This is a genomic window from Serratia sp. YC16 (genome assembly GCF_009707615.1).
In the GTDB taxonomy this organism is placed as follows: domain Bacteria; phylum Pseudomonadota; class Gammaproteobacteria; order Enterobacterales; family Enterobacteriaceae; genus Serratia; species Serratia surfactantfaciens.
The window spans coordinates 24,172-45,135 of the sequence record NZ_WLYN01000006.1 but is presented as its reverse complement, the minus strand read 5'-3'; the positions used below and the strand labels follow the sequence as shown (position 1 = coordinate 45,135).

The 20,964-nt window shown below is 60.3% G+C and carries 19 protein-coding genes and 1 other RNA gene; 7 read left to right on the top strand and 13 right to left on the bottom strand.

Annotated features, from left to right (window positions below):
• Nucleotides 1-47 precede the first annotated feature (47 nt).
• A complete protein-coding gene (locus tag GKN89_RS17400; protein ID WP_195934020.1) occupies nucleotides 48-1,184 on the top strand; it encodes an MFS transporter in 1,137 nt (378 codons plus the stop codon).
• On the opposite strand, the gene GKN89_RS17395 is transcribed toward GKN89_RS17400, so the two are convergent.
• The 8 genes from GKN89_RS17395 to GKN89_RS17360 form a co-directional block, all read right to left on the bottom strand.
• Nucleotides 1,181-2,146: a zinc-binding alcohol dehydrogenase family protein gene (locus GKN89_RS17395; protein WP_154747436.1), complete on the bottom strand. Its 966-nt coding sequence runs from the start codon at nucleotides 2,144-2,146 to the stop codon at nucleotides 1,181-1,183. The genes GKN89_RS17400 and GKN89_RS17395 overlap by 4 nt on opposite strands.
• A gap of 108 nt (nucleotides 2,147-2,254) precedes the next feature.
• On the bottom strand, nucleotides 2,255-5,134 hold the full coding sequence (gcvP, locus tag GKN89_RS17390; RefSeq protein ID WP_154747435.1) for an aminomethyl-transferring glycine dehydrogenase: 2,880 nt from the start codon (nucleotides 5,132-5,134) through the stop codon (nucleotides 2,255-2,257).
• Between the two features lie 93 nt (nucleotides 5,135-5,227).
• Nucleotides 5,228-5,614 carry a glycine cleavage system protein GcvH gene (gene gcvH, locus GKN89_RS17385; protein WP_025160212.1) on the bottom strand — a complete coding sequence of 129 codons (387 nt, stop codon included), beginning with the start codon at nucleotides 5,612-5,614 and terminating at the stop codon, nucleotides 5,228-5,230.
• 163 nt (nucleotides 5,615-5,777) lie between these two features.
• Nucleotides 5,778-6,875, bottom strand: coding sequence for a glycine cleavage system aminomethyltransferase GcvT (gene gcvT, locus GKN89_RS17380; protein ID WP_019455634.1), 1,098 nt, complete (start codon nucleotides 6,873-6,875; stop codon nucleotides 5,778-5,780).
• A 508-nt stretch (nucleotides 6,876-7,383) separates the two neighbouring features.
• Nucleotides 7,384-8,586, bottom strand: a complete 1,203-nt coding sequence (gene ubiI / locus GKN89_RS17375) for an FAD-dependent 2-octaprenylphenol hydroxylase (RefSeq protein ID WP_139285606.1) — start codon at nucleotides 8,584-8,586, stop codon at nucleotides 7,384-7,386.
• A gap of 78 nt (nucleotides 8,587-8,664) precedes the next feature.
• Nucleotides 8,665-9,843, bottom strand: coding sequence for a 2-octaprenyl-6-methoxyphenyl hydroxylase (gene ubiH, locus GKN89_RS17370; protein WP_019455632.1), 1,179 nt, complete (start codon nucleotides 9,841-9,843; stop codon nucleotides 8,665-8,667).
• Nucleotides 9,844-9,847: 4 nt separating this feature from the next.
• Complete coding sequence (gene pepP / locus GKN89_RS17365; RefSeq protein WP_019455631.1) at nucleotides 9,848-11,161, bottom strand: Xaa-Pro aminopeptidase; 1,314 nt, start codon at nucleotides 11,159-11,161, stop codon at nucleotides 9,848-9,850.
• 55 nt (nucleotides 11,162-11,216) lie between these two features.
• Complete coding sequence (locus tag GKN89_RS17360) at nucleotides 11,217-11,795, bottom strand: YecA family protein (protein WP_025160211.1); 579 nt, start codon at nucleotides 11,793-11,795, stop codon at nucleotides 11,217-11,219.
• A gap of 319 nt (nucleotides 11,796-12,114) precedes the next feature.
• Between GKN89_RS17360 and zapA the strand changes: the two genes are divergently transcribed.
• The 3 genes from zapA (at nucleotide 12,115) to GKN89_RS17345 (ending at nucleotide 13,329) form a co-directional block, all read left to right on the top strand.
• The gene (gene zapA / locus GKN89_RS17355) at nucleotides 12,115-12,444 is read left to right on the top strand and encodes a cell division protein ZapA (RefSeq protein WP_019455629.1); all 330 of its coding nucleotides are present in this window, start codon (nucleotides 12,115-12,117) and stop codon (nucleotides 12,442-12,444) included.
• Nucleotides 12,445-12,485: 41 nt separating this feature from the next.
• Nucleotides 12,486-12,668, top strand: a non-coding RNA gene (ssrS, locus tag GKN89_RS17350) — 6S RNA.
• Nucleotides 12,669-12,720: 52 nt separating this feature from the next.
• The gene (locus tag GKN89_RS17345; protein ID WP_019455628.1) at nucleotides 12,721-13,329 is read left to right on the top strand and encodes a 5-formyltetrahydrofolate cyclo-ligase; all 609 of its coding nucleotides are present in this window, start codon (nucleotides 12,721-12,723) and stop codon (nucleotides 13,327-13,329) included.
• Nucleotides 13,330-13,382: 53 nt separating this feature from the next.
• Here GKN89_RS17345 and serA read toward each other — a convergent pair whose 3' ends face one another.
• Nucleotides 13,383-14,621 carry a phosphoglycerate dehydrogenase gene (serA, locus tag GKN89_RS17340; RefSeq protein ID WP_025160210.1) on the bottom strand — a complete coding sequence of 413 codons (1,239 nt, stop codon included), beginning with the start codon at nucleotides 14,619-14,621 and terminating at the stop codon, nucleotides 13,383-13,385.
• Between the two features lie 293 nt (nucleotides 14,622-14,914).
• The gene (rpiA, locus tag GKN89_RS17335; protein WP_019455626.1) at nucleotides 14,915-15,571 is read right to left on the bottom strand and encodes a ribose-5-phosphate isomerase RpiA; all 657 of its coding nucleotides are present in this window, start codon (nucleotides 15,569-15,571) and stop codon (nucleotides 14,915-14,917) included.
• Nucleotides 15,572-15,775: 204 nt separating this feature from the next.
• On the opposite strand from rpiA, the gene GKN89_RS17330 reads away from it, so the two are divergent.
• Nucleotides 15,776-16,669: a LysR family transcriptional regulator ArgP gene (locus tag GKN89_RS17330; RefSeq protein WP_019455625.1), complete on the top strand. Its 894-nt coding sequence runs from the start codon at nucleotides 15,776-15,778 to the stop codon at nucleotides 16,667-16,669.
• A 48-nt stretch (nucleotides 16,670-16,717) separates the two neighbouring features.
• Here the strand turns inward: GKN89_RS17330 and GKN89_RS17325 are convergent, their stop codons facing one another.
• Nucleotides 16,718-17,449, bottom strand: coding sequence for an oxidative stress defense protein (locus GKN89_RS17325; RefSeq protein ID WP_025160209.1), 732 nt, complete (start codon nucleotides 17,447-17,449; stop codon nucleotides 16,718-16,720).
• Between the two features lie 121 nt (nucleotides 17,450-17,570).
• A complete protein-coding gene (argO, locus tag GKN89_RS17320; protein WP_019455623.1) occupies nucleotides 17,571-18,188 on the bottom strand; it encodes an arginine exporter ArgO in 618 nt (205 codons plus the stop codon).
• A gap of 209 nt (nucleotides 18,189-18,397) precedes the next feature.
• Here argO and GKN89_RS17315 point away from each other — a divergent pair, with 209 nt between their 5' ends.
• Nucleotides 18,398-19,096, top strand: coding sequence for an RluA family pseudouridine synthase (locus GKN89_RS17315; protein ID WP_154747434.1), 699 nt, complete (start codon nucleotides 18,398-18,400; stop codon nucleotides 19,094-19,096).
• 7 nt (nucleotides 19,097-19,103) lie between these two features.
• On the opposite strand, the gene GKN89_RS17310 is transcribed toward GKN89_RS17315, so the two are convergent.
• On the bottom strand, nucleotides 19,104-19,643 hold the full coding sequence (locus GKN89_RS17310) for a DUF2058 domain-containing protein (protein WP_025160208.1): 540 nt from the start codon (nucleotides 19,641-19,643) through the stop codon (nucleotides 19,104-19,106).
• Between the two features lie 318 nt (nucleotides 19,644-19,961).
• On the opposite strand from GKN89_RS17310, the gene GKN89_RS17305 reads away from it, so the two are divergent.
• Nucleotides 19,962-20,939 carry a DUF1852 domain-containing protein gene (locus tag GKN89_RS17305; RefSeq protein ID WP_019455621.1) on the top strand — a complete coding sequence of 326 codons (978 nt, stop codon included), beginning with the start codon at nucleotides 19,962-19,964 and terminating at the stop codon, nucleotides 20,937-20,939.
• Nucleotides 20,940-20,964: the final 25 nt, after the last annotated feature.

Sequence of the window (20,964 nt, the reverse complement as noted above, 5' to 3'; positions counted from 1 at the left end):
CCCACATTACAGTGGGAACAACGCGCGATTAGGGGAAAAGAGAAATGATGCGAGCATTGTTGGTACTGACGCTGGGCGCCTTTGTTTCACAGACCACCGAATATCTGCCGATCGGGTTACTGAGGCAGATCTCCGCCGATCTGCAGGTATCAGATGCCCAGGTTGGCGCGTTGGTAACGGGCTACGCCTGGATCGTGGTGTTGACCGCGATCCCATTTACCCTGCTGACGCGCTCCCTCGATCGGCGGGCGTTGTTTTTGATGCTGATGCTCGGCATCACGCTATCCAACGGCCTGGCGTTCCTCGCGCATGACTACTGGCAATTGGCGCTGCTACGCGCGTTTGCCGCATTGGGCCATGGGGCATTTTGGGCGCTGTTGGCCTCCTATGCGGTGAAAATCGCACCGCAGATGCCGCCAACCCGCGCAACGGCCTGGGCGTTCGCCGGCATAGCCGCAGCCATCGTAGGCGGCATTCCACTGGCTGCTTTTATCGGTCAATGGTTGGGTTGGCAACAAGGATTCGCTCTGTTTGGCCTGCTTGGGCTGCTGACGCTGTTGCTGGGATATCGCTGGTTGCCGTCCGTGCAAACGCCACCGCCAGGCAAAATAGCCGGTACCGGGCACCGAAATTGGGCGCTGTATGCCGCGGCACTGACCACGCTATTGATCGTCAGCAGCCATTTCAGCGGCTACACCTATATTCTGCCGCTGCTTGCCGACGTGGCACATCTGCCGGTCAGCCGGAGCAGCCTGCTGCTGCTGGTGTTCGGCTGCGCCGGACTAGCGGGCACGCTAGTGGCGGGATGGTGCGGCCGGCGCCCGCTCCGGCTGGCGGTGGCCGCCGCTGCCGGGATCGCCATTAGCATGGGGCTCATGCTGCTTAGTTCGGCGCTGCCGACACTCGTCTGGTGGGATATGGCACTTTGGGGTGCCGCAATCTCTGCGCTGATTATCGGGCTACAGGGGTGGATACTCGAACTCGCGCCGAATAACGCAGAAACGGCCTCAGCCCTTTATGTCACCACGTTCAATCTCGGCATTGGCGGCGGCGCTCTCAGCGGCGGGTTGGTGCTGGCCAATCTGGGCGCCAGCGCAGTGTTGTGGTTCGGCGTATTGCTGGGCGCGGCGGCTCTGGCCAGCTTTTTCCTGCCGGTTGTTCTGGCCGCCCGCCCTCAAGATTAGCGGGCGATGCGCATCACCGAACGCACGTCGCTTTTCTTGTTCAGATCCCACACCTCAGCGATCTCCTCGAGCGCGTGCTCCTGCGTCTCGATAGTGAGCGCCCCTGTCGCCGCCAGCGCCAGAATCTCGGTCGCGTAGCGCTGCATCTCAGGGATCGGCGGGAAGTTGCCGGTGCCGCTGCCGAGGATCTGCAACTGATTGCTGCGCAGCACCGCCGCTGGCAGCCGGATGTCCGGCGCCGCCATCGAACCGACGTTGACCAAACGAATGCCGCGCCCGCCGACATAAGACGACAGATCGTGATTATTGAGCGTCGCGAGCAGTGCTTCCGTCGCCGGGCCCCAGATGTAATCGACAATCACCTGATAACCGCTCGGCCCCGCCGCCGCAGCGAAGGCCTGCGTCAACGCTTCGCCCTGCAGGCTCAGATCCACCGTGGCGTCCACACCCAACGCCTCCAGCACGCTCAGGCGGCGGCCGGCGGCAACGATGCGTCCGGCCCCCGCCTGACGCGCCGCTGCAACCGCCAGTTTGCCCGAGGTGCCGGTAGCGCCGATGATCAGCACCGTTTCACCAGGCTGCAGATCCGCTCGCCAGCGCAGCGGCAGCCATGCGGCGAAGGCCGGATTGATCAGCGCCGCCGCCGTGGCGTCGTCCACCGCCTCCGGCACCGGCACCGTCCATGACGCGACGCTGCGCTCGGCCATTGCGCCGTAAGGGCGGCGGAAAGAGGCGAAGTACACCCGTTGTCCGTCCGCCGTACGGCCCACGCCGTCGGTGCCGGGCACGATCGGCAATTGCTTCGGGCTGGAATAATGGGTGCCGGCGACGGTGGCGCGATCCAGCTGTTTGATACCGGCCGCCAGCACGTCGATCGGCACCTCGCCGGCTTGCGCCTGAGGCTCCTCAAAGGTGCCGAAAACCGGGGCTTGCCCCAACGCTGTTACGATTGCCGCTTGCATGATGACTCCTCAAATCGTGGGAACGTACAGAAAAGAATAGGCCGCAATAAAATAAAAAGGGACACCGCATGATGCGGTGTCCCTCAAGCACAAACTTTGCCGAACGTGTTATTCGTAGTCGCTCATCGGCACGCAAGAGCAGAACAGGTTACGGTCGCCGTACACGTCGTCCAGACGTTTGACGCTCGGCCAGTACTTGTTCTCACGCACGCCGGCGACCGGGAACACCGCCAGCTCGCGGCTGTACGGGTGCTGCCAGTCGTTGACCAGCTCCGCCTGCACGTGCGGCGCATTCACCAGCGGGTTGTCTTCCAACGGCCATTCGCCTTTGGCGACGCGATCGATCTCGCTGCGGATCGCCAGCATCGCATCGATAAAGCGATCCAGCTCCACTTTGCTTTCCGACTCGGTCGGCTCGACCATCAGCGTGCCCGCTACCGGGAACGACATGGTCGGCGCGTGGAAGCCGAAGTCGATCAGGCGTTTGGCGATGTCCATTTCGCTGATGCCGGTCTCTTCCTTCAGCGGACGAATGTCGAGGATGCATTCGTGCGCCACGCGGTGATCGCGGCCGGTATACAGAATCGGGTACGCGTCTTTCAGACGGGTAGCGATGTAGTTGGCGTTCAGGATCGCCATCTGGCTGGCCTGCTTCAGGCCTTCCGCGCCCATCATGCGGATGTACATCCAACTGATCGGCAGGATGGAGGCGCTGCCGAACGGCGCCGCGGAGACCGCGCCCTGCTGGGTGGTCACACCGTCGATCTGCACGACGCTGTGGCCCGGTACGAACGGGGCCAGGTGCGCTTTCACGCCGATCGGGCCCATGCCCGGGCCACCGCCGCCGTGCGGGATGCAGAAGGTTTTATGCAGGTTGAGGTGCGAAACGTCCGCGCCGATGTAGCCTGGCGTGGTGATGCCCACCTGGGCGTTCATGTTGGCGCCGTCCAGATACACCTGACCGCCGAACTGATGCACGATCTGGCACACTTCGCGGATGGTTTCTTCATACACGCCGTGGGTCGACGGGTAGGTCACCATGATGCAAGAGAGCTCTTCGCCCGCCTGCTCCGCCTTGACGCGCAGATCGTGCAGGTCGATGTTGCCGTTCTTGTCGCAGGCGACCACCACCACGCTCATGCCCGCCATCTGGGCGGAGGCCGGGTTGGTGCCGTGCGCCGAGCTCGGGATCAGGCAGACGTGACGGCCCGCTTCGTTGCGGCTTTCGTGGTAGCGGCGGATCGCCAACAGGCCGGCGTATTCGCCCTGCGCGCCGGAGTTCGGCTGCATGCACACCGCGTCATAGCCGGTCAGTTGCACCAGCCACTGAGACAGTTGGCCGATCATCTGCTGGTAACCGGCGGCCTGCTCCGGCGGGCAGAACGGGTGCAGTTCGGAGAATTCAGGCCAGGTGATCGGGATCATTTCCGCCGCGGCGTTCAATTTCATGGTGCAAGAACCCAGCGGGATCATCGCCTGGTTCAGCGCCAGATCCTTACGCTCCAAGCGATGCATGTAACGCATCATCTCGGTTTCGCTGTGATAGCGGTTGAATACCGGGTGGGTCAGGATCGGCTCCTGGCGCAGCATGGCGGCCGGGATCGATTGGCTGTTTTTGCTCACCGCCGCGTCCAGCGCGTCGATGTCCAGACCGTGGTTGTCGCCGGCCAGCAGTGCGAACAGCGTTTGCACGTCTTCACGCGAGGTGGCTTCATCCAGCGTGATGCCCACGGCGCCGTGAATGTCGGTACGCAGGTTGATGCCGAAGCTCAGCGCGCGTTCCAGCACCGCCGCCTTGTCTTTCACTTCAACGGTCAGGGTGTCGAACCAGGTGTTGTGACGCAGCGTCAGGCCGGCCTTCTGCAGCCCGGCGGCCAGAATGTCGGTCAGGCGATGAATACGCCCGGCGATGCGCTGCAGCCCTTGCGGGCCGTGGTACACCGCGTACAGGCTGGCGATGTTGGCCAGCAGCACCTGCGAGGTACAGATATTCGAGTTGGCCTTCTCGCGGCGGATATGCTGCTCGCGGGTCTGCATCGCCATGCGCAGCGCGGTGTTGCCGGCGGCATCGCGGGAAACGCCGATGATGCGGCCCGGCATCGAGCGCTTGAACTCGTCGCGGCAGGCGAAGAAGGCGGCATGTGGGCCGCCGTAGCCCATCGGCACGCCGAAGCGTTGCGCGGAGCCGAACACCACGTCGGCGCCCTGCTTGCCCGGCGCGGTCAGCAGTACCAGGGCCATGATGTCGGCGGCCACGCTGGTGATGATTTTGCGCGATTTCAGTTCAGCCAGCAGCGCGCTGTAGTCGTGCAGTTCACCGGTAGTGCCCACCTGTTGCAGCAGCACGCCGAACACGCCGTCCAGCTCCAGCACTTTTTCCGCTTTATCGACGATGACATCGAAGCCGAAGGTTTCGGCGCGGGTGCGCACCACGTCCAGCGTCTGCGGATGCACGTCGTCAGCCACGAAGAAGCGGTTGGCGTCTTTCAGCTTGCTGGCGCGTTTGGCCAAGGCCATCGCTTCGGCGGCGGCGGTGGCTTCATCCAGCAGCGAAGCGGAGGCCAGATCCAGACCGGTCAGATCGAGGGTCACGGTCTGGAAGTTCAGTAGCGCTTCCAGACGGCCCTGCGACACTTCCGGCTGATAAGGGGTGTAGGCGGTGTACCAGCCCGGGTTTTCCAGCATGTTGCGCAGGATCACCGGCGGCGTCAGCACGGCGCTGTAGCCCATGCCGATATAGGATTTGTAGCGCTGATTCTGCGAGGCGATCGCCTTCAGCTCAGCCAGCGCCTGATGTTCGGTCGCCGCGTCGCCGACCGGCGGCGGCCCCGGCAGCTGAATGTCCGCCGGCACGATCTGTTGGATCAGCGCGCTGAGCGAGCGAGCGCCCACCGCTGCCAGCAACTCCTGGCGTTGTTCCGCAGAAGAGCCGATATGGCGTTCGATGAACGCTTCGCTGTGTTCGAGTTGGCTGAGTGTCTGAGTCATTGCTACAAATTCCTGAATGCTTGCGTGATACGGGATATAGCTTGAGCGGTAACTAAAACGCCCCGGCCGGAAGGGCCTGGGGCGTGGTCACGATTACTCGTCGATCGAGGCCTGATAAGCCGCGGCGTCCAGCAGGTTCGCCAGTTCGCCTTCGTCTGAGGCTTTAATCTGGAACAGGAAGCCTTCACCGTAAGGTTCGCTGTTCACCAGCTCAGGGGAGCTTTCCAGCTCGGCGTTCACCGCCACGATTTCGCCGCTGATTGGCGCGTAGATGTCCGACGCCGCCTTAACCGATTCCGCCACGGCGCAATCTTCACCGGCGGCGACCTTGCGGCCCACTTCCGGCAGGTCGACAAACACCATGTCGCCCAGCAGTTCCTGCGCGTGTTCGGTGATGCCTACGGTGTAAACGCCGTTACCTTCTGAACGAACCCACTCGTGGGAGGATGCGTATTTCAATTCTGTTGGCACATTGCTCATAGCCGGTTACTCCTTCGAAGAAATAATTTCCCGTCGTCTTTCACACTGCAGCGTTGTTGGCTGCGTACGTTCACCTCGGTCACTTACCGCAGTAAGCTCCCGAGGACTCGCGCACTTGCCGCCTAGCCGCAGCGCGAAATCCCTAGGGAAGAATCAATAAAAATCAATTTGTCAGCGGCTTGCCGGCGCGAACGAAACCAGGCTTGGTCACTTTGACCGGCATTTCACGGTTGCGGATCTGCACGATGGCCTGCTCGCCGATGCCGGCGGGCACGCGCGCCAGCGCGATGCTGAAGCCCAGGGTCGGAGAGAACGAGCCGCTGGTGATCACGCCTTCGTGGGTCTGCCCCGCCGCGTCGGTGAAACGCACCGGCAGCTCATTACGTAATACGCCTTTTTCCGTCATGATCAAGCCGACCAGTTGCTCGGTGCCCTGATCGCGCTGTTGTTCCAGCGCTTCGCGGCCGATGAAACGGCGATCTTCCGGCTGCCAGGCGATAGTCCAGCCCATGTTGGCGGCCAACGGCGAAACGCCTTCGTCCATCTCTTGGCCGTAAAGGTTCATGCCCGCTTCCAGACGCAGGGTGTCGCGCGCGCCCAGACCGGCCGGCTTGACGCCTGCGGCCAGCAATTTCTGCCAGAAATCCGCCGCCTGTTCTTTCGGCAGCGCGATCTCATAGCCGGCCTCACCGGTGTAACCGGTGGTGGCGATGAACAGCTCGCCGGCCTGCACGCCGAAGAACGGCTTCATGCCTTCGACCGCGCTTTTTTGTTCCGGGGTAAACAGGGTGCCGGCGCGCTCTTTGGCCTGCGGGCCCTGCACCGCGATCAGCGCCAGATCGTCGCGCACCGTCAGCGCTACGCCATACGGCGCGGCGTGCTCTTCGATCCAGGCCAGGTCTTTGTCGCGCGTGGCGGAGTTCACCACCAGGCGGAAATAGTCTTCTGTGAGGAAATAAACGATCAGGTCGTCGATCACGCCGCCGGAGGCATTCAGCATGCCGGTATACAGCGCTTTGCCGGGTTGGGTCAGTTTGGCGACGTCGTTCGCCAGCAGGTAACGCAGAAACTCGCGGGTGCGGGCGCCGTGCAGATCCACAATGGTCATGTGAGACACGTCGAACATGCCGGCATCCTGACGCACCGCGTGGTGCTCATCGAGCTGCGAGCCGTAGTGCAGCGGCATCATCCAGCCGTGAAAGTCTACCATGCGCGCACCGCACGCCACGTGCTGGTCGTACAGTGGGGTTTGCTTTGCCATCTTTTCCCTCTTTCCACTCGGTCGCTAGAAGTTAGGGTGCTGCCACGCAATGCGGCGGAGCCTGGCTCGCGGCCCGATCGCCATGGCGCACTGACTGCTCAACACAAATGCTGCGCCGGGACGGGCGGAAACTGCGTGCAACCGCCGTGACGCAAACGATACCTTTCCCTCGAACTTATCACCGAACGACCACATTAACCATAAGTTAAAATAGGCTCATCGCCGTTCCGGGGCGGTAAAATGCCGGGCTAGTGTGCAGAGTTTTTCACTGGAAAAATGCGCTTTAAGGCACAAAATTAACAATTAAAGCGGCAAAACTCCGAACTTATATAACAAACCGACGGCCGGGCATGGGATCCTGACTTTTGATAACCGAACATGGAATTAGAAAAAGTAATGATAAAAAGCGGCTGAAATTAGATTATTTCAAATGAAGGGTTATATAAGGAAAGACGATGGCATAAGGCGAGAAGCGCGAGCCCGATGTGGGCTCGCAGCAGGCGGGTGTTCAGGCAAGCCACTCGGGCAGATCGTTCAGGCCCATCGCCTGACGCACCAGCTTCGGTTTGACGCCCGGCAGGCTGTCCGCCAGCCGCAGCCCCACGTCGCGCAGCAGCTTTTTGGCCGGATGGTTGCCGTCGAACAGTTCGCGGAAACCCTGCATGCTGGCCAACATCACCGCCGCACCATGTTTACGGCGGCGCTCATAGCGGCGCAGATAGAGGTGCTGGCCGATATCCTTGCCCTGCCGCTGCAGGCGGCGCAGTTCGGAAATCAGCTCGGCGGCGTCCATAAAGCCCAGGTTCACCCCCTGCCCGGCCAGCGGATGCACGGTATGCGCCGCATCGCCCACCAGCGCCAGGCGGTGCGCGGCGAAGCTGCGCGCATAGCGGCCGGTCAACGGGAACGCCAGCCGTTCGCTTTCCAGGCTGCAGGCGCCCAAACGCATATCGAAGGCCATCGCCAGTTCGCGATTGAATTGTTCCGGCTCCAGCTGCTTGAGGCGTTCGGCCTCTTCCGGCGCGACCGACCAGACGATGGAGCTCAAATGCGCATCGCTGAACGGCAGGAACGCCAGAATGCCGTCGCCGTGGAAAATTTGCCGCGCCGTCGCCTGATGCGGCTCTTCGGTGCGGATGGTGGCCACCAGCGCATGGTGGCGATAGTCCCAGAAGGTCAGCGGGATATCGGCGTGCTGACGCAGCCACGACTGGGCGCCGTCGGCGCCGATTACCAGCCGGGCGGTCAGCATGCGGCCATCCTCCAGCGTGATGAAGGCGTCGTTCTCGCCCCACGCCACCTGCTTGAGCGCGGCCGGAGTGATCAGCGTGATGTCCGACAGGCTTTCGGCGCGCTTCCACAGCGCCTGCTGGATCACCGAGTTTTCGATAATGTGGCCGAGATGGCTGAAGCCGCATTCGTCGCCGCGGAAGGCGATTTTGCCGAAGCTGTCCCGATCCCACACTTCCATTGCGTTGTAGGCGCTGGCCCGCAGCTGGAGAATGTCATCCCATACGCCGATATGCTGCAGCAAACGCTCGCTGGCGGCATTGATGGCGGAGACGCGCAGGGCCGGCTGTTCCGACGGCGGCGCCATCTCCGGCTGTCGCTGCTCCAGCACCGCCACGCGCAGCCCGCTGCCCTGCAGGCCGCAGGCCAACGCCAGCCCCACCATACCGCCACCGGCGATAATCACGTCAAATGATTGCATGCTGCTCGATTTCCTTAAATAACGCGCGACGTCTTGACGCGCCGCGCTTTGGGCGCGCCAACGCGCCCGACTATGTCTTTAACGTTCCACCCAGCCCAGCGTACGCTTGGCGAAGGCGTCGCGCACTGCGGGCAAACGCTCCATCGCCATCAGCCCCAAATTGCGGCCAACCACCAGCGGGCCGTAACGGTTGGCGAACAGATGGATCAAGCCGTCGGTCACGCCGATCGTCGCCTGCTGATCTTGTTGCCGCCGCTGCTGATAGCGGCTCAGCAACGCATAACCGCCGGCGTCTTCTCCGCTGTTCACCGCTTCCGCCAGCGTTTCCGCCAGCGACATCACATCGCGCAGGCCGAGGTTGAACCCCTGCCCGGCGATCGGGTGCAGCGTCTGCGCCGCGTTGCCTACCAACGCCAGCCGGTGGCTGACATGGCGATCGGCAGTCAGCAGAGCGAGTGGGTAACTGTGCCGTTTGCCGGCCTTGAGGATACGCCCCAGCCGCCAGCCGAAAGCCTGTTGCAGCTCGGCGATAAAGCGCTCGTCGTCCCAGGCGTCGACCTGGGCGCGATCCTCGCGCGCATGGCACCACACCAGCGAACTGCGCCCCTGCGACATCGGCAACAGCGCCAGCGGCCCGTAACGGGTAAAGCGCTCGAAGGCGCGCCCCTGCGGATCTTCCGCCGTGGTGACGTTGGCGATGGTGGCGAACTGTGGATAGTCCTCCTGCCGCCACTGCATATTGCAGGCCTGCGCCAGCGCCGAGCGCGAGCCGTCGGCCGCCACCAGCAGCTGCCCGGCCAGGCGTCGGCCATTATCCAGCAGCACTTCCGCCCGCTCTGCGGTGCGAATAACGTCCACCACCCGCGCGGGACAGTGCAGCGTGACGCCCGGCGCCTTCGCCAGCAGCGCGAACAGCCGCTGCCCGGCGTCGTGCAGTTCGATCACCTGGCCGAGCGCATCGACCTGATAATCCTGCGCCTGCAGATTCACAAACCCGGCGTGGCCGCGATCGCTGACGTGCACCTGAGTGATCGGCGTGGCGCAATCGCGCAGCGCCGGCCAAACGCCGATGCGCGCCAACTGTTGGCAAGTGCCCTGCGCCAGCGCGATGGCGCGAGCGTCAAAGCCCGGGTGGCTGCGGTCGTCCGGCCGAGTCGCCTCGACCAGATCCACCGCCATTCTTCCCTGAGTGAGCGACGAAATGGCCAGCGCCAGCGTCGCGCCCGCCATACCGCCGCCAACGATAATTACGCTCATTCCGTTACCTTGCCGCCGCCATCAACGCTTCGATGGCATCGGCGTCTTTCACCACGGTGGCGGTCAGGTTTTCATTGCCGTCGGCGGTGATCACGATGTCGTCTTCGATACGGATGCCGATGCCGCGGTATTCCGCCGGCACGTCCGCATCCGGCGCGATATACAGCCCCGGCTCCACGGTCAGCACCATACCCGGCTCCAGCAGCCGATCGCGGCTCGGCGTGCCATAGTGGCCGACGTCGTGCACGTCCAGGCCCAGCCAGTGGCTCAGCCCGTGCATAAAGAACTGACGGTGGGCCTGCTCGGCGATCAGCTGGTCGACTTCACCTTTCAATACGCCCAGCTCCACCAGCCCGACCACCATGATGCGCACCACTTCGTCATTGACTTCGCGGATGCTGGTGCCGGGTTTGAACAGCTCCAGCGCACGCAGCAGCGACGCCAGCACGATGTCGTACACTGCGCGCTGCGGCCGGCTGAACTTGCCGTTGACCGGGAAGGTGCGGGTAATGTCGCCGGCGTACCCCTGATACTCGCAGCCGGCATCGATCAACACCAGATCGCCGTCGCGCATCTGGCTCTCGTTCTCGGTGTAGTGCAGGATGCAGCCGTTTTCGCCGCTGCCGACGATGGTGTTGTAAGACGGGTAACGGGCGCCTAGGCGGGTGAATTCATGATGAATTTCCGCTTCCAACTGGTATTCGAACATGCCCGGACGGCATTTTTCCATCGCGCGGGTATGTGCCAACGCGCTGATCTCGCCGGCGCGGCGCATCACCGCCAGCTCCTCCGGCGATTTGAACAGCCGCATGTCGTGCAGCCACGGCCGCCAGTCGGTGACGGTGGCCGGCGCCTGCAGATTCTGGCGGAATCCCTTGCGCAGCTTGTCCAGCGCGCCGAACAGGATCTGATCGGCGTAGGCGTATTCGCCCTGCGCGTGGTAGACCACGTCCAGGCCATTCAGCAGCAGGTGCAGCTGGTCATTGATTTCATCGAACGGCAGCGCGCGATCCACGCCCAGCTTCGCCGGCGCGGCGTCTTGCCCCAGACGGCGGCCAAACCAGATTTCCGCCGTCAGGTCGCGCACCCGGTTGAACAGCACGCTGTGGTTGTGGGTTTCGTCGCTTTTGATCAGCACCAGCACCGCTTCCGGCTCATTGAAGCCGGTCAGGTACCAAAAGTCGCTGTTCTGCCGGTAGGGATAGTCTGAATCTGCACTGCGCGTCGTTTCCGGCGCAGAGAAAATAACCGCCGCGCTGGCCGGCGCCATTTTCGCCAACAGCGCCTGACGGCGGTTGTTGAATTCCTGCTGAGTCATTACCTTCTCCTGAAATCATGCCATCCGCACCGCCGGCGGAGGGGCGATAGAACGTTTAGTGCAGCGTCGGTTTGATATTTTCCGGCGCCGTCGGCTTGTGACGAGTGAATTCGCCGTAGCACATGATGGCGGCGACCCGCACATACTCCGCCACTTCTTCCAGCGACTGTTCCAACTCTTCCTGATCTTCGTCTTCGTCGTAGCCCAGCTGCGCGATGTTACGCAGATCGTCGATCGCTTCACCGACCTCGTCTTTCACCTGGGCCAGCTTCGGCTGCATCATGCCCAAACCGAGCAGGAAGTGGTTGACCCAACCGGCCAGCGCGTCGGCGCGATCGAACACGCTGACGATCTCCCCTTCGGGCAGCATCAGTTGGAACAGGAATTCGTCGTCTTCCAGCGTTTCACGCGTCGCTTCATACAGCTGCTGCAACGGTTGGCTGAGCGCCTGCGGGAAAGCGACGCCTTCATTGGTCAGATCGTGCACCAGCGCCTGCCAGCCGGCATCACGGCTGCCGCCGCACAGCAGGCCGCTGATCAGGCCGTGCATTTCTGCCGCGGTCAACGCCACCGACTGTTGGTTGAGGGCCACGGTCAAAGATTGGTAACTTGGAAATGTATTCTGTATAGACATGCGCATTCGTCATCGTTGGCAGGATAAGTTCGTGGTATGCTACCACCAAGGTCCGTCGCTATACCAGATAAGCGCGACACCTCAGTGGCTAGTTATAATCGTGATGTGGCAGGTCTCACACTGCGCCGGCGGGTGACGAAAGTGCGGTAAATACGCATTTTGAAACCCTTTTTTGACTGGCGATGTCTGCCGCAGTAGATTACAACCAGGTACTGAAAAAGGGGTTGTATCTTGGTACCGAGGTATATATAGTGGCGCCCGCTTTGACGGCCCGGCCAGGGCGGACAAGGCTGGCGCGAAATTTAGGCAGGAAGGTGGCATGTCTGCACAACCGGTAGATATTCAAATTTTTGGCCGCTCGTTAAGAGTCAATTGCCCGCCAGAACAACAAGATGCGTTGAATATGGCGGCGGACGATCTTAACCAACGGTTGCAAGATCTAAAAGTTCGCACTAGAGTCTCCAATACTGAGCAACTGGTTTTCATCGCGGCATTGAACGTCTGTCACGAACTTGCTCAAGAACGGTTGAAAACCCGTGACTATGCGTCCAATATGGAACAACGCATACGGATGCTGCAGCAGACCATTGAACAAGCGCTGCTTGAACAAGGTCGCATCTCTGAACGTCAGGATGTGCAATTCGAATAACTTAAGTTGTTGAAATCACAGTTTTCAGCAACGAGTACAAAATTTCTCTGAGATGTTCGCCAGCGGGCCAGTCCCCTGAGCCGATATTTAGTACAAACAGAATGTGTTGCTCCGCGATCGGTGAGCACGCTCGGTGCGCCGAGAAGCCTTAAGATTGCGACGGCACGTTCACCTTGAACCATGGGTTCAAGGGTTACAGCCTGCGACGGCATCTCGGAGATTCCCCTTCTCAGCGGTTTATGTGTGCTGAACGCCACACTGAGCAAGCCTGATACGATGCCTTTTCAACCCCAATTCGCGCAGCAGCGCCAAGCCATTCGTCAACTCATTCGCCAACGTCGGCGCGAACTTACGCCGGGCCAGCAACGCTTTGCCGCAGAAAAGATAACCGAACGTCTCGTCGCACACGGCCGTATTCAGGCGGCGCACAGCATCGCGGTATTCCTGTCGTTTGACGGCGAACTCGATACCGGGCCGCTAATCGAGCGTTTGTGGACGCTCGGCAAACGGGTTTACCTGCCGGTGCTGCATCCGTTCAGCCCGGGGCACTTGCTGTTCCTACGCTATGCGCCGGAAACGCCGCTGGTGCGCAACCGCTTCAATATTCTCGAGCCGCACCTCGATGTGCGCCAGGTGCTGCCGCTGGGCGAGCTGGACGTGGTGTTGACACCGCTGGTGGCGTTCGATCATACCGGCCAGCGTCTGGGCATGGGCGGCGGCTTTTACGATCGCACCCTGCAAAACTGGCAGAGCGATGGCCCCTATCCCATCGGCCTGGCCCATGATTGCCAACAGGTGGAAAGCCTGCCGACCGAGCATTGGGATATCCCGCTGCCGGAGATCCTCACCCCGCTCTGCAGCTGGGCGTGGCGCGAGCCCAAATAGCAAAAGGCCGGAATCAATCCGGCCTTTTTCTTTCATTGCGGCATGCCGCCGAATCAGAACAGCAGACGGGCGCGAATGGTGCCGTCGATGGCCTTCATGCGCTGCAGCGCAGCGTCGGCACGCGCGGTTTCCGCTTCGATATCGATCACCACGTAGCCGATTTCCGGCCCGGTTTGCAGGTACTGCGCGGCGATGTTAACCCCCTCTTCGGCGAAGATCTGGTTAATCTGCGTCAGCACGCCCGGACGGTTTTCATGAATGTGCAGCAGGCGGCTGGCGTTCGGGCCATGCGCCGGCAGCGACACTTCCGGGAAGTTGACCGCCGACAGCGTCGACCCGTTGTCGGAATACTTCGCCAGTTTGCCGGCCACTTCGTCGCCGATGTTCTCTTGCGCTTCCTGAGTTGAGCCGCCGATGTGCGGCGTCAGCAGCACGTTGTCGAACTCACACAGCGGCGAGTTGAACGGATCGCTGTTGGTCGCCGGTTCTTCCGGGAAGACGTCGATCGCCGCCCCCGCCAGATGATTGCTGGCCAACGCATCGCACAGCGCGGGGATATCCACCACAGTGCCGCGCGAGGCGTTGATCAGAATGGCGCCCGGTTTCATCAGCGCCAGCTCTTCTGCACCCATCATATTCTTGGTGGCCAGCGTTTCCGGCACGTGCAGCGTTACCACGTCGCTCATATTGAGCAGATCGGACAGATGACGCACCTGTTGCGCATTACCCAGCGGCAGCTTGTTCTCGATGTCGTAGAAGAACACCTTCATGCCCAGCCCTTCGGCCAGAATGCCCAGCTGGGTGCCGATATGACCGTAGCCGATGATGCCCAATTTTTTGCCGCGCGCCTCGTAAGAGCCCACGGCCAGTTTGTGCCACACGCCGCGGTGCGCCTTGGCGTTGGCGGCCGGAATGCCGCGCAGCATCAACAACAGCTCGCCCAGCACCATTTCGGCCACGGATCGGGTATTGGAGAACGGGGCGTTGAAGACCGGAATACCGCGCTTGGTCGCTGCGTTCAGATCAACCTGGTTGGTGCCGATACAGAAGCAGCCCACCGCCACCAGCTTTTCTGCGGCGGCGAAGACCTCTTCGGTCAGATGCGTGCGCGATCGGATGCCGACGAAGTGCGCATCGCGGATGGAGGCCTTCAGCGATTCGGTGTCTAACGCACCCTTGTGGTATTCGATGTTGGTATAACCGGCGGCACGCAGATTGTCTACCGTGCTCTGATGAACCCCTTCCACCAACAGGAATTTAATCCTGTCTTTCTCCAATGATACTTTTGCCATTTACCCGACCCTATGTTCAGACTTCAGAAGCGGCTGTTGCGACACAGCTCCCATCCAACATAACAAAAATAACGCGGGCGGCAATACAAACGATTGCCTGCCCGGCAGGACAAGGCGCAGCGTTCCTGGCGGTTTCTGGCAGAAAATGCCATAGGGAAAGTTTTCGGCAGAAGCTTTGGGGAGTCAGTTTTCACAATGTGACATAAGTCACCAAATTTGCCGCTTTTCAGAAAAGATATTTTAACCGAAGAAATTTTGCGGCCCGGCATGACCGGGCCACAGGCCATGGCGGCTTATTTGACCACTTTCACGCCTTCCGACGTGCCGACCAGCGCCACGTCCGCGCCGCGGTTGGCGAACAGCCCAACGGTCACCACGCCGGCGATGCCGTTGATCTTGTTCTCCAGCGCGATGGCGTCGGTGATGCTCAGGTTATGCACGTCCAGGATCACGTTGCCGTTGTCGGTCACCACGTTTTGGCGATACTCCGGCAGGCCGCCCAGTTTCACCAGCTCGCGCGCCACGTAAGAACGCGCCATCGGGATCACTTCCACCGGCAGCGGGAACTTGCCCAACACGTCTACCTGTTTGCTGGCGTCGACGATGCAGATGAATTTCTTGGCGATGGCGGCGATGATCTTCTCGCGCGTCAGCGCTGCGCCGCCGCCCTTGATCATCTGCATATGGCCATTGATTTCGTCCGCGCCGTCCACGTAGATATCGAGCGAGTCCACTTCATTGCTGTCGAATACGTGGATGCCGAGGCTTTTCAGCTTGGCGGTGGAGGCGTCGGAGCTGGACACCGCGCCTTCAATCTGGTGCTTGATGGAGCCCAGCGCGTCAATAAAGTGGGAAGCGGTCGAGCCGGTGCCAACCCCGACGATGGTGCCCGGCGTTACGTATTCCAGTGCCGCCCAGCCTACCGCTTTTTTCAGTTCGTCCTGCGTCATAATATGTCCCTTGCCTCTGTACGAAAACGTGTGCGTATTATAGGGTAAAACGCTGTTTTTCACGCCGGCAGGATCACACTTATTTACCGCATCCCGCATTTTTACCCGCTTTGCGGCGAGTTGGTGGCGTGATTTTTCCACCTGCGCCGCGCGCAAAATGTGGCATAGTGCCGGTATCATTCTAATTTAAGGGATATCTTTCCGATGAAACGCCCAGACTATCGTACGCTGCAAGCGCTGGACGCGGTGATCCGTGAGCGCGGCTTCGAGCGCGCCGCTCAAAAACTCTGCATCACGCAATCGGCGGTATCCCAACGCATCAAACAGCTGGAAAACCTGTTCGGCCAGCCGCTATTGGTCCGTACCGTGCCGCCGCGCCCGACCGAACAAGGGCAAAAGCTGCTGGCGTTGCTGCATCAGGTGGAGCTGCTGGAAGAAGAGTGGCTTGGCAACGACACCGGCGTCGATACGCCGCTGCTGCTGTCGCTGGCGGTCAACGCCGACAGTCTGGCGACCTGGCTGCTGCCGGCGCTGAAACCGGTGCTGGCGGACTCCCCCATTCGTCTGAATCTGCAGGTGGAAGATGAAACCCGTACCCAGGAGCGATTGCGCCGCGGTGAAGTGGTGGGGGCGGTGAGTATTCAGCCGCAGCCGCTGCCGAGCTGCCTGGTGGATCGGCTGGGGGCGCTGGACTACCTGTTCGTGGCCTCCAGCGGCTTCGCCGAGCGCTACTTCCCCAACGGCGTCACCCGTTCCGCGCTGCTGAAAGCACCGGCGGTGGCCTTCGACCATCTCGACGACATGCACCAGGCGTTCCTGCAGCAGAACTTCGATCTGTCGCCGGGCAGCGTGCCCTGCCACATCGTGAACTCATCGGAAGCCTTCGTGCAGCTGGCACGCCAGGGCACCACCTGCTGTATGATCCCGCATCTGCAGATCGAAAAGGAGCTGGAATCCGGTGAACTGATCGACCTGACGCCGGGGCTGTACCAGCGCCGCATGCTGTACTGGCACCGCTTCGCGCCGGAAAGCCGCATGATGCGTAAAGTGACCGATGCGTTGCTGGAACACGGTCACCAGGTGCTGCGCCAGGATTAAAACGAAAAAAGGTTCGCCACAGCGAACCTTTTCTTCAATACCACACCCTTACTGCGCGGCGTTGCGCTGCAGCTCGAACACCACATCCACCTGATCGTCGAAGTGAATGCTTTGCTGTTCATAGGTCTGCGCCGCATCGCTTTCCGCCGCCGCACCGGCCGCCTTATACATCCGCGCCACCGGCATCGGCTGGTAGTTGGCGACCCGATAGCGAATGCTGTACACCGGCCCCAGCTTGGCGTGGAAGCCTTTGGCCAGGGATTCGGCCTGTTGAGTCGCGTTCTCGATCGCTTTTTGCCGTGCCTGTTCGCGATACACGTCCGGCTTGGCGACGCCCAACTCCACCGCACGGATCTCGTTCAGGCCGGATTTCAACGCGCCGTCCAGCAGCTCGTTCAGCTTGTCCAACTGGCGCAGCGTCACCTGCACCTGGCGCACCGCACGGTAGCCCTTCAGCACCGACTCGCCGGTTTTCAGGTAGTCGTATTCCGGCTGGGTGCGCAGGTTGGCGGCGCTGATGTCTTTCTTCTCGATGTTATTTTTCTGCAGGAAATCAAAGTACTGCGCCACGCGCTCATCCACCTGCTTCTTCGCCTGAGCGGCGTCTTTGGAGGAAACGCTCACTTCGATCGCCAGGGTGGCGATGTCCGGCGTGGCGTCCACGCTGGCGGTGCCGGAGGTGACGACATGCGGCCCTTCAGGCACTTCGGCCGCCTGCAGCGCCATCGGTAACGTCCCTAATCCGACCATTGCGGCCATAGCCAATGCTTTTAGCTTCACAGTGTCTCCTTAATGACAGGCTGTCTCTGATCGCCGGCTTTTCCCCGTGAGAACCGCCGGATTCCTGGCATCAAACGTAGCATATCGCGCGGCGTTTTGAATTCGGATTAGTGACAAATTCTTATAAATTTGCCCCCTGCCAGGCCAGCTGCAGCGCGATGCCCCACATCACCAGCCCGACCAGCGCATTGATGATGCGCTGCGCCCGCTGCGTGTTCAGCCAGGGCGCCAGCCAGGAGGCCAGCAGCGCCAGCCCGAAGAACCACACGACCGATGCGCTGACCGCGCCGAGCGCAAACCAGGAACGCACGTCCGCCGTCAGCTGTCCACCCAGGCTGCCGAGCACCACGAAGGTGTCCAGATAAACGTGCGGGTTCAGCCAGGTGACCGCCAGCATGGTGACCACGATGCGCCAGCGGCTCTGCGCCAGCTCTTGCGCCGCAGCCTGCGCTGGTTGCGGACTGAAGGCGGAACGGAACGCGCCCCAGCCGTACCACAGCAGAAACGCCACCCCGCCCCAGGTCACCAGCGCCAGCAGCAGCGGCGAACGGGTCAGCAATGCGCTGCCGCCGAAGATGCCGGCGCAGATCAGCACGATATCGCTCAACGCGCACAGCGCGGCGATCATTAAATGGTACTGACGCCGAATGCCCTGATTCATCACGAATACGTTCTGCGGGCCCAGCGGCAGGATCATGGCGGCGCTCAGGGCAAAACCCTGCAGGAAGACGGATAACATGGGGATTCCTCGAATGATAAAAGGCGCCGGACGAGGGCGCGAATCGGTCAACACGCGCATCATACGAGGAAGCGATCATTAGGTGAAATTGATGTTTCTAATCAAGTATCAGAAGCGCTAATACTCCAACCGGCGGGATTGCGCCGTCAAATTCGCCCATCGGCGAAAAATTCGCTATCATCCGCTCCCCCTCACCAGCCGGCCACACGATGTCTACGATTATCGATACCTTCATCGCCCCGCCATGTCATGATCAGATAGAGATCCTCTATCAGGACGCTCATCTGGCGCTGATCAATAAGCCGACCGGGCTGCTCAGCCTTTCGGGCAAGAATCCGCAAAATCTCGATTCGGTGCACCATCGGCTGGTGCAGATCTTCCCCGGCTGCACTTTGGTGCACCGTCTGGATTTCGGCACGTCCGGCTTGATGGTGGTGGCCCGCAATAAGGCCGTCAACGCCGCGCTCTGCCGGCAGTTCAGCGAACGCACCGTCAACAAAGTGTACAGCGCGCTGCTCTGCGGCCATCTGGCGGATTACGAAGGAGTGATAGACGCGGCGATCGCCAAAGATCCGGCGCTGTTCCCGCTGATGTCGATTTGCGCCCTTCACGGCAAGCCCGCCCGTTCCCGCTATCGGGTCGTCGAGCGTTTTTATCGTATCGCGGAGGATGGGACATCGCTGCCGCTGACGCGGGTGCAGCTCACCCCGGAGACCGGGCGCACCCATCAGTTGCGTATTCACAGCAGGCAGTTGGGCCACCCTATTTTAGGCTGCGATCTGTATGGCGGCCGCCTGCTACCGGGCACCGAACAGACGCCGCGGCTGATGCTGCACGCCAGCGAACTGGATTTTGTGCACCCCATCAGCGGAGAACGGATAACCGCTCGTCACGCCGCGCCGTTCTGAACGCGGCTTACCACATCAAATCGTCGGGCACTTTAAAGTCGGCGTACGGATCGTCTTCATCCTGCTCTTCCTGACTCAGCGCGCTGTGCAGCACAATGCTGGCCGCATCGCGCTGCGCGATTTTATCGGCGACGCTGGCGGGGATAATCGCGTATTCACACTCTTCGCGGTTCTCGACCACCAAGCGTGCGATGGCAAGACGGCCATTGATCAGCTGGGTCTGGGTCGCTTTATCCACCAGGATTTTCTTGATCAGGTTGCCGTCGGTGAAGTTAAAACCGATATCGCCTTTCGCCAGGACGATGCGGTTCATCTCGATCAGTTGCTTCACCTGCGCTTTGTATTCTTTGGACAGCGCAGCTTGCTTTTGCTGCTCGCTCAGCTGCTTATCGCGTTCAAGCTGCGCCTTTTTATTCTCTTCCACCGCCTCTCTGGCCTCACGGGCCTGAACGCGTGATTTTTTAGCCGTTCTTTGGACTTTGGCCATTTTCTTGCTGGTTACCAAGCCCGCTTTGAGCATCTGCTCTTGTAAGGTGAGTTTTGTCATGTTCGTGTCTGAAGCCGTGGGGTTATGGTGGGGATTATACCCGTAATGTTTCAGGCTGCACCAGCTTGCCGCCTCGGCGCATCAGGCGGTTTGCGCGGCCGGATCGCGGCGGAAAACTGCCTGATGCGCCAGATCATGAACGCGGCTCATGTGGTAATGAAATTAAGTCTCTTTCACTCCCCTCGGGACTCTGGCAAAAATAGACCTCATTAACGACAGACAATATGAAAGCGGCTGAATAAAAAAATATAAAAACAACTAATTGATAAAAGTAGATAAAACCAGCCCTCATATCATATAACAGGATGCTATAAGACGATGAATAAAGACTTTACCTTTACGATTAAGAGCAGTTCTTTCAATGAAGATTATAACCCTTCTGAAAGTACGCGTATCACCACCAACTTTGCCAATTTGGCCAGAGGGGAAAACCGCCGGGAGAACCTGCGCAATACGTTGGTGATGATTGACAATCGCTTCAATACGTTGGCGCATTGGGATAACCCCAAGGCCGATCGTTATTCGGTCGAGCTGGAAATCATCTCGGTTGAGATGCGCATTGAAGATCACGGCGCCAGCTTTCCGGTGATCGAAATCCTGAAGACCAACATTATTGATAAAAAAACGCAAAAGCGTATCGAGGGTATCGTCGGGAACAATTTCTCGTCTTACGTGCGTGATTATGATTTTAGCGTCTTGCTGCCGGCGCATAACCAAAACGCAGCGGAGTTCAACATTCCGGATGACTTCGGCGATTTGCACGGCAATATCTTTAAGCATTTCGTCAATTCAAAGGCATACCATGAAAACTTTAGCAAACCGCCGGTGATCTGCCTCAGCGTGTCCAGCAAAGACACCTATCATCGGACGGGCAATCACCACCCGGTATTGGGTGACGAATACCGCCAAGACGGCGCTTCGTTGACCGACCGGTATTTCAAGAAAATGGGCCTGCAGGTGCGTTATTTCATGCCGAAAAATAGCGTCGCGCCCCTGGCCTTTTATTTCCCCGGTGATTTGCTGAGCGATTACACCGACCTTGAGCTGATTGGCACCATCAGCACGATGGAGACCTTCCAAAAAATCTATCGGCCTGAAATTTACAATGCCAATTCGGCGGCGGGGCAATGTTATCAGCCAAGCCTGAATAACCAGGACTATTCATTAACCAAGATTGTTTATGATCGCGAAGAGCGTAGCCAGTTAGCGATTGAGCAGGGGAAATTCACGGAAGAGCAATTTATCAAACCCTACAAGCCTATTCTTGAGCAGTGGTCTGCTCACTACGCGCTTTGATTAACTCAAATACAGGTCATCCATC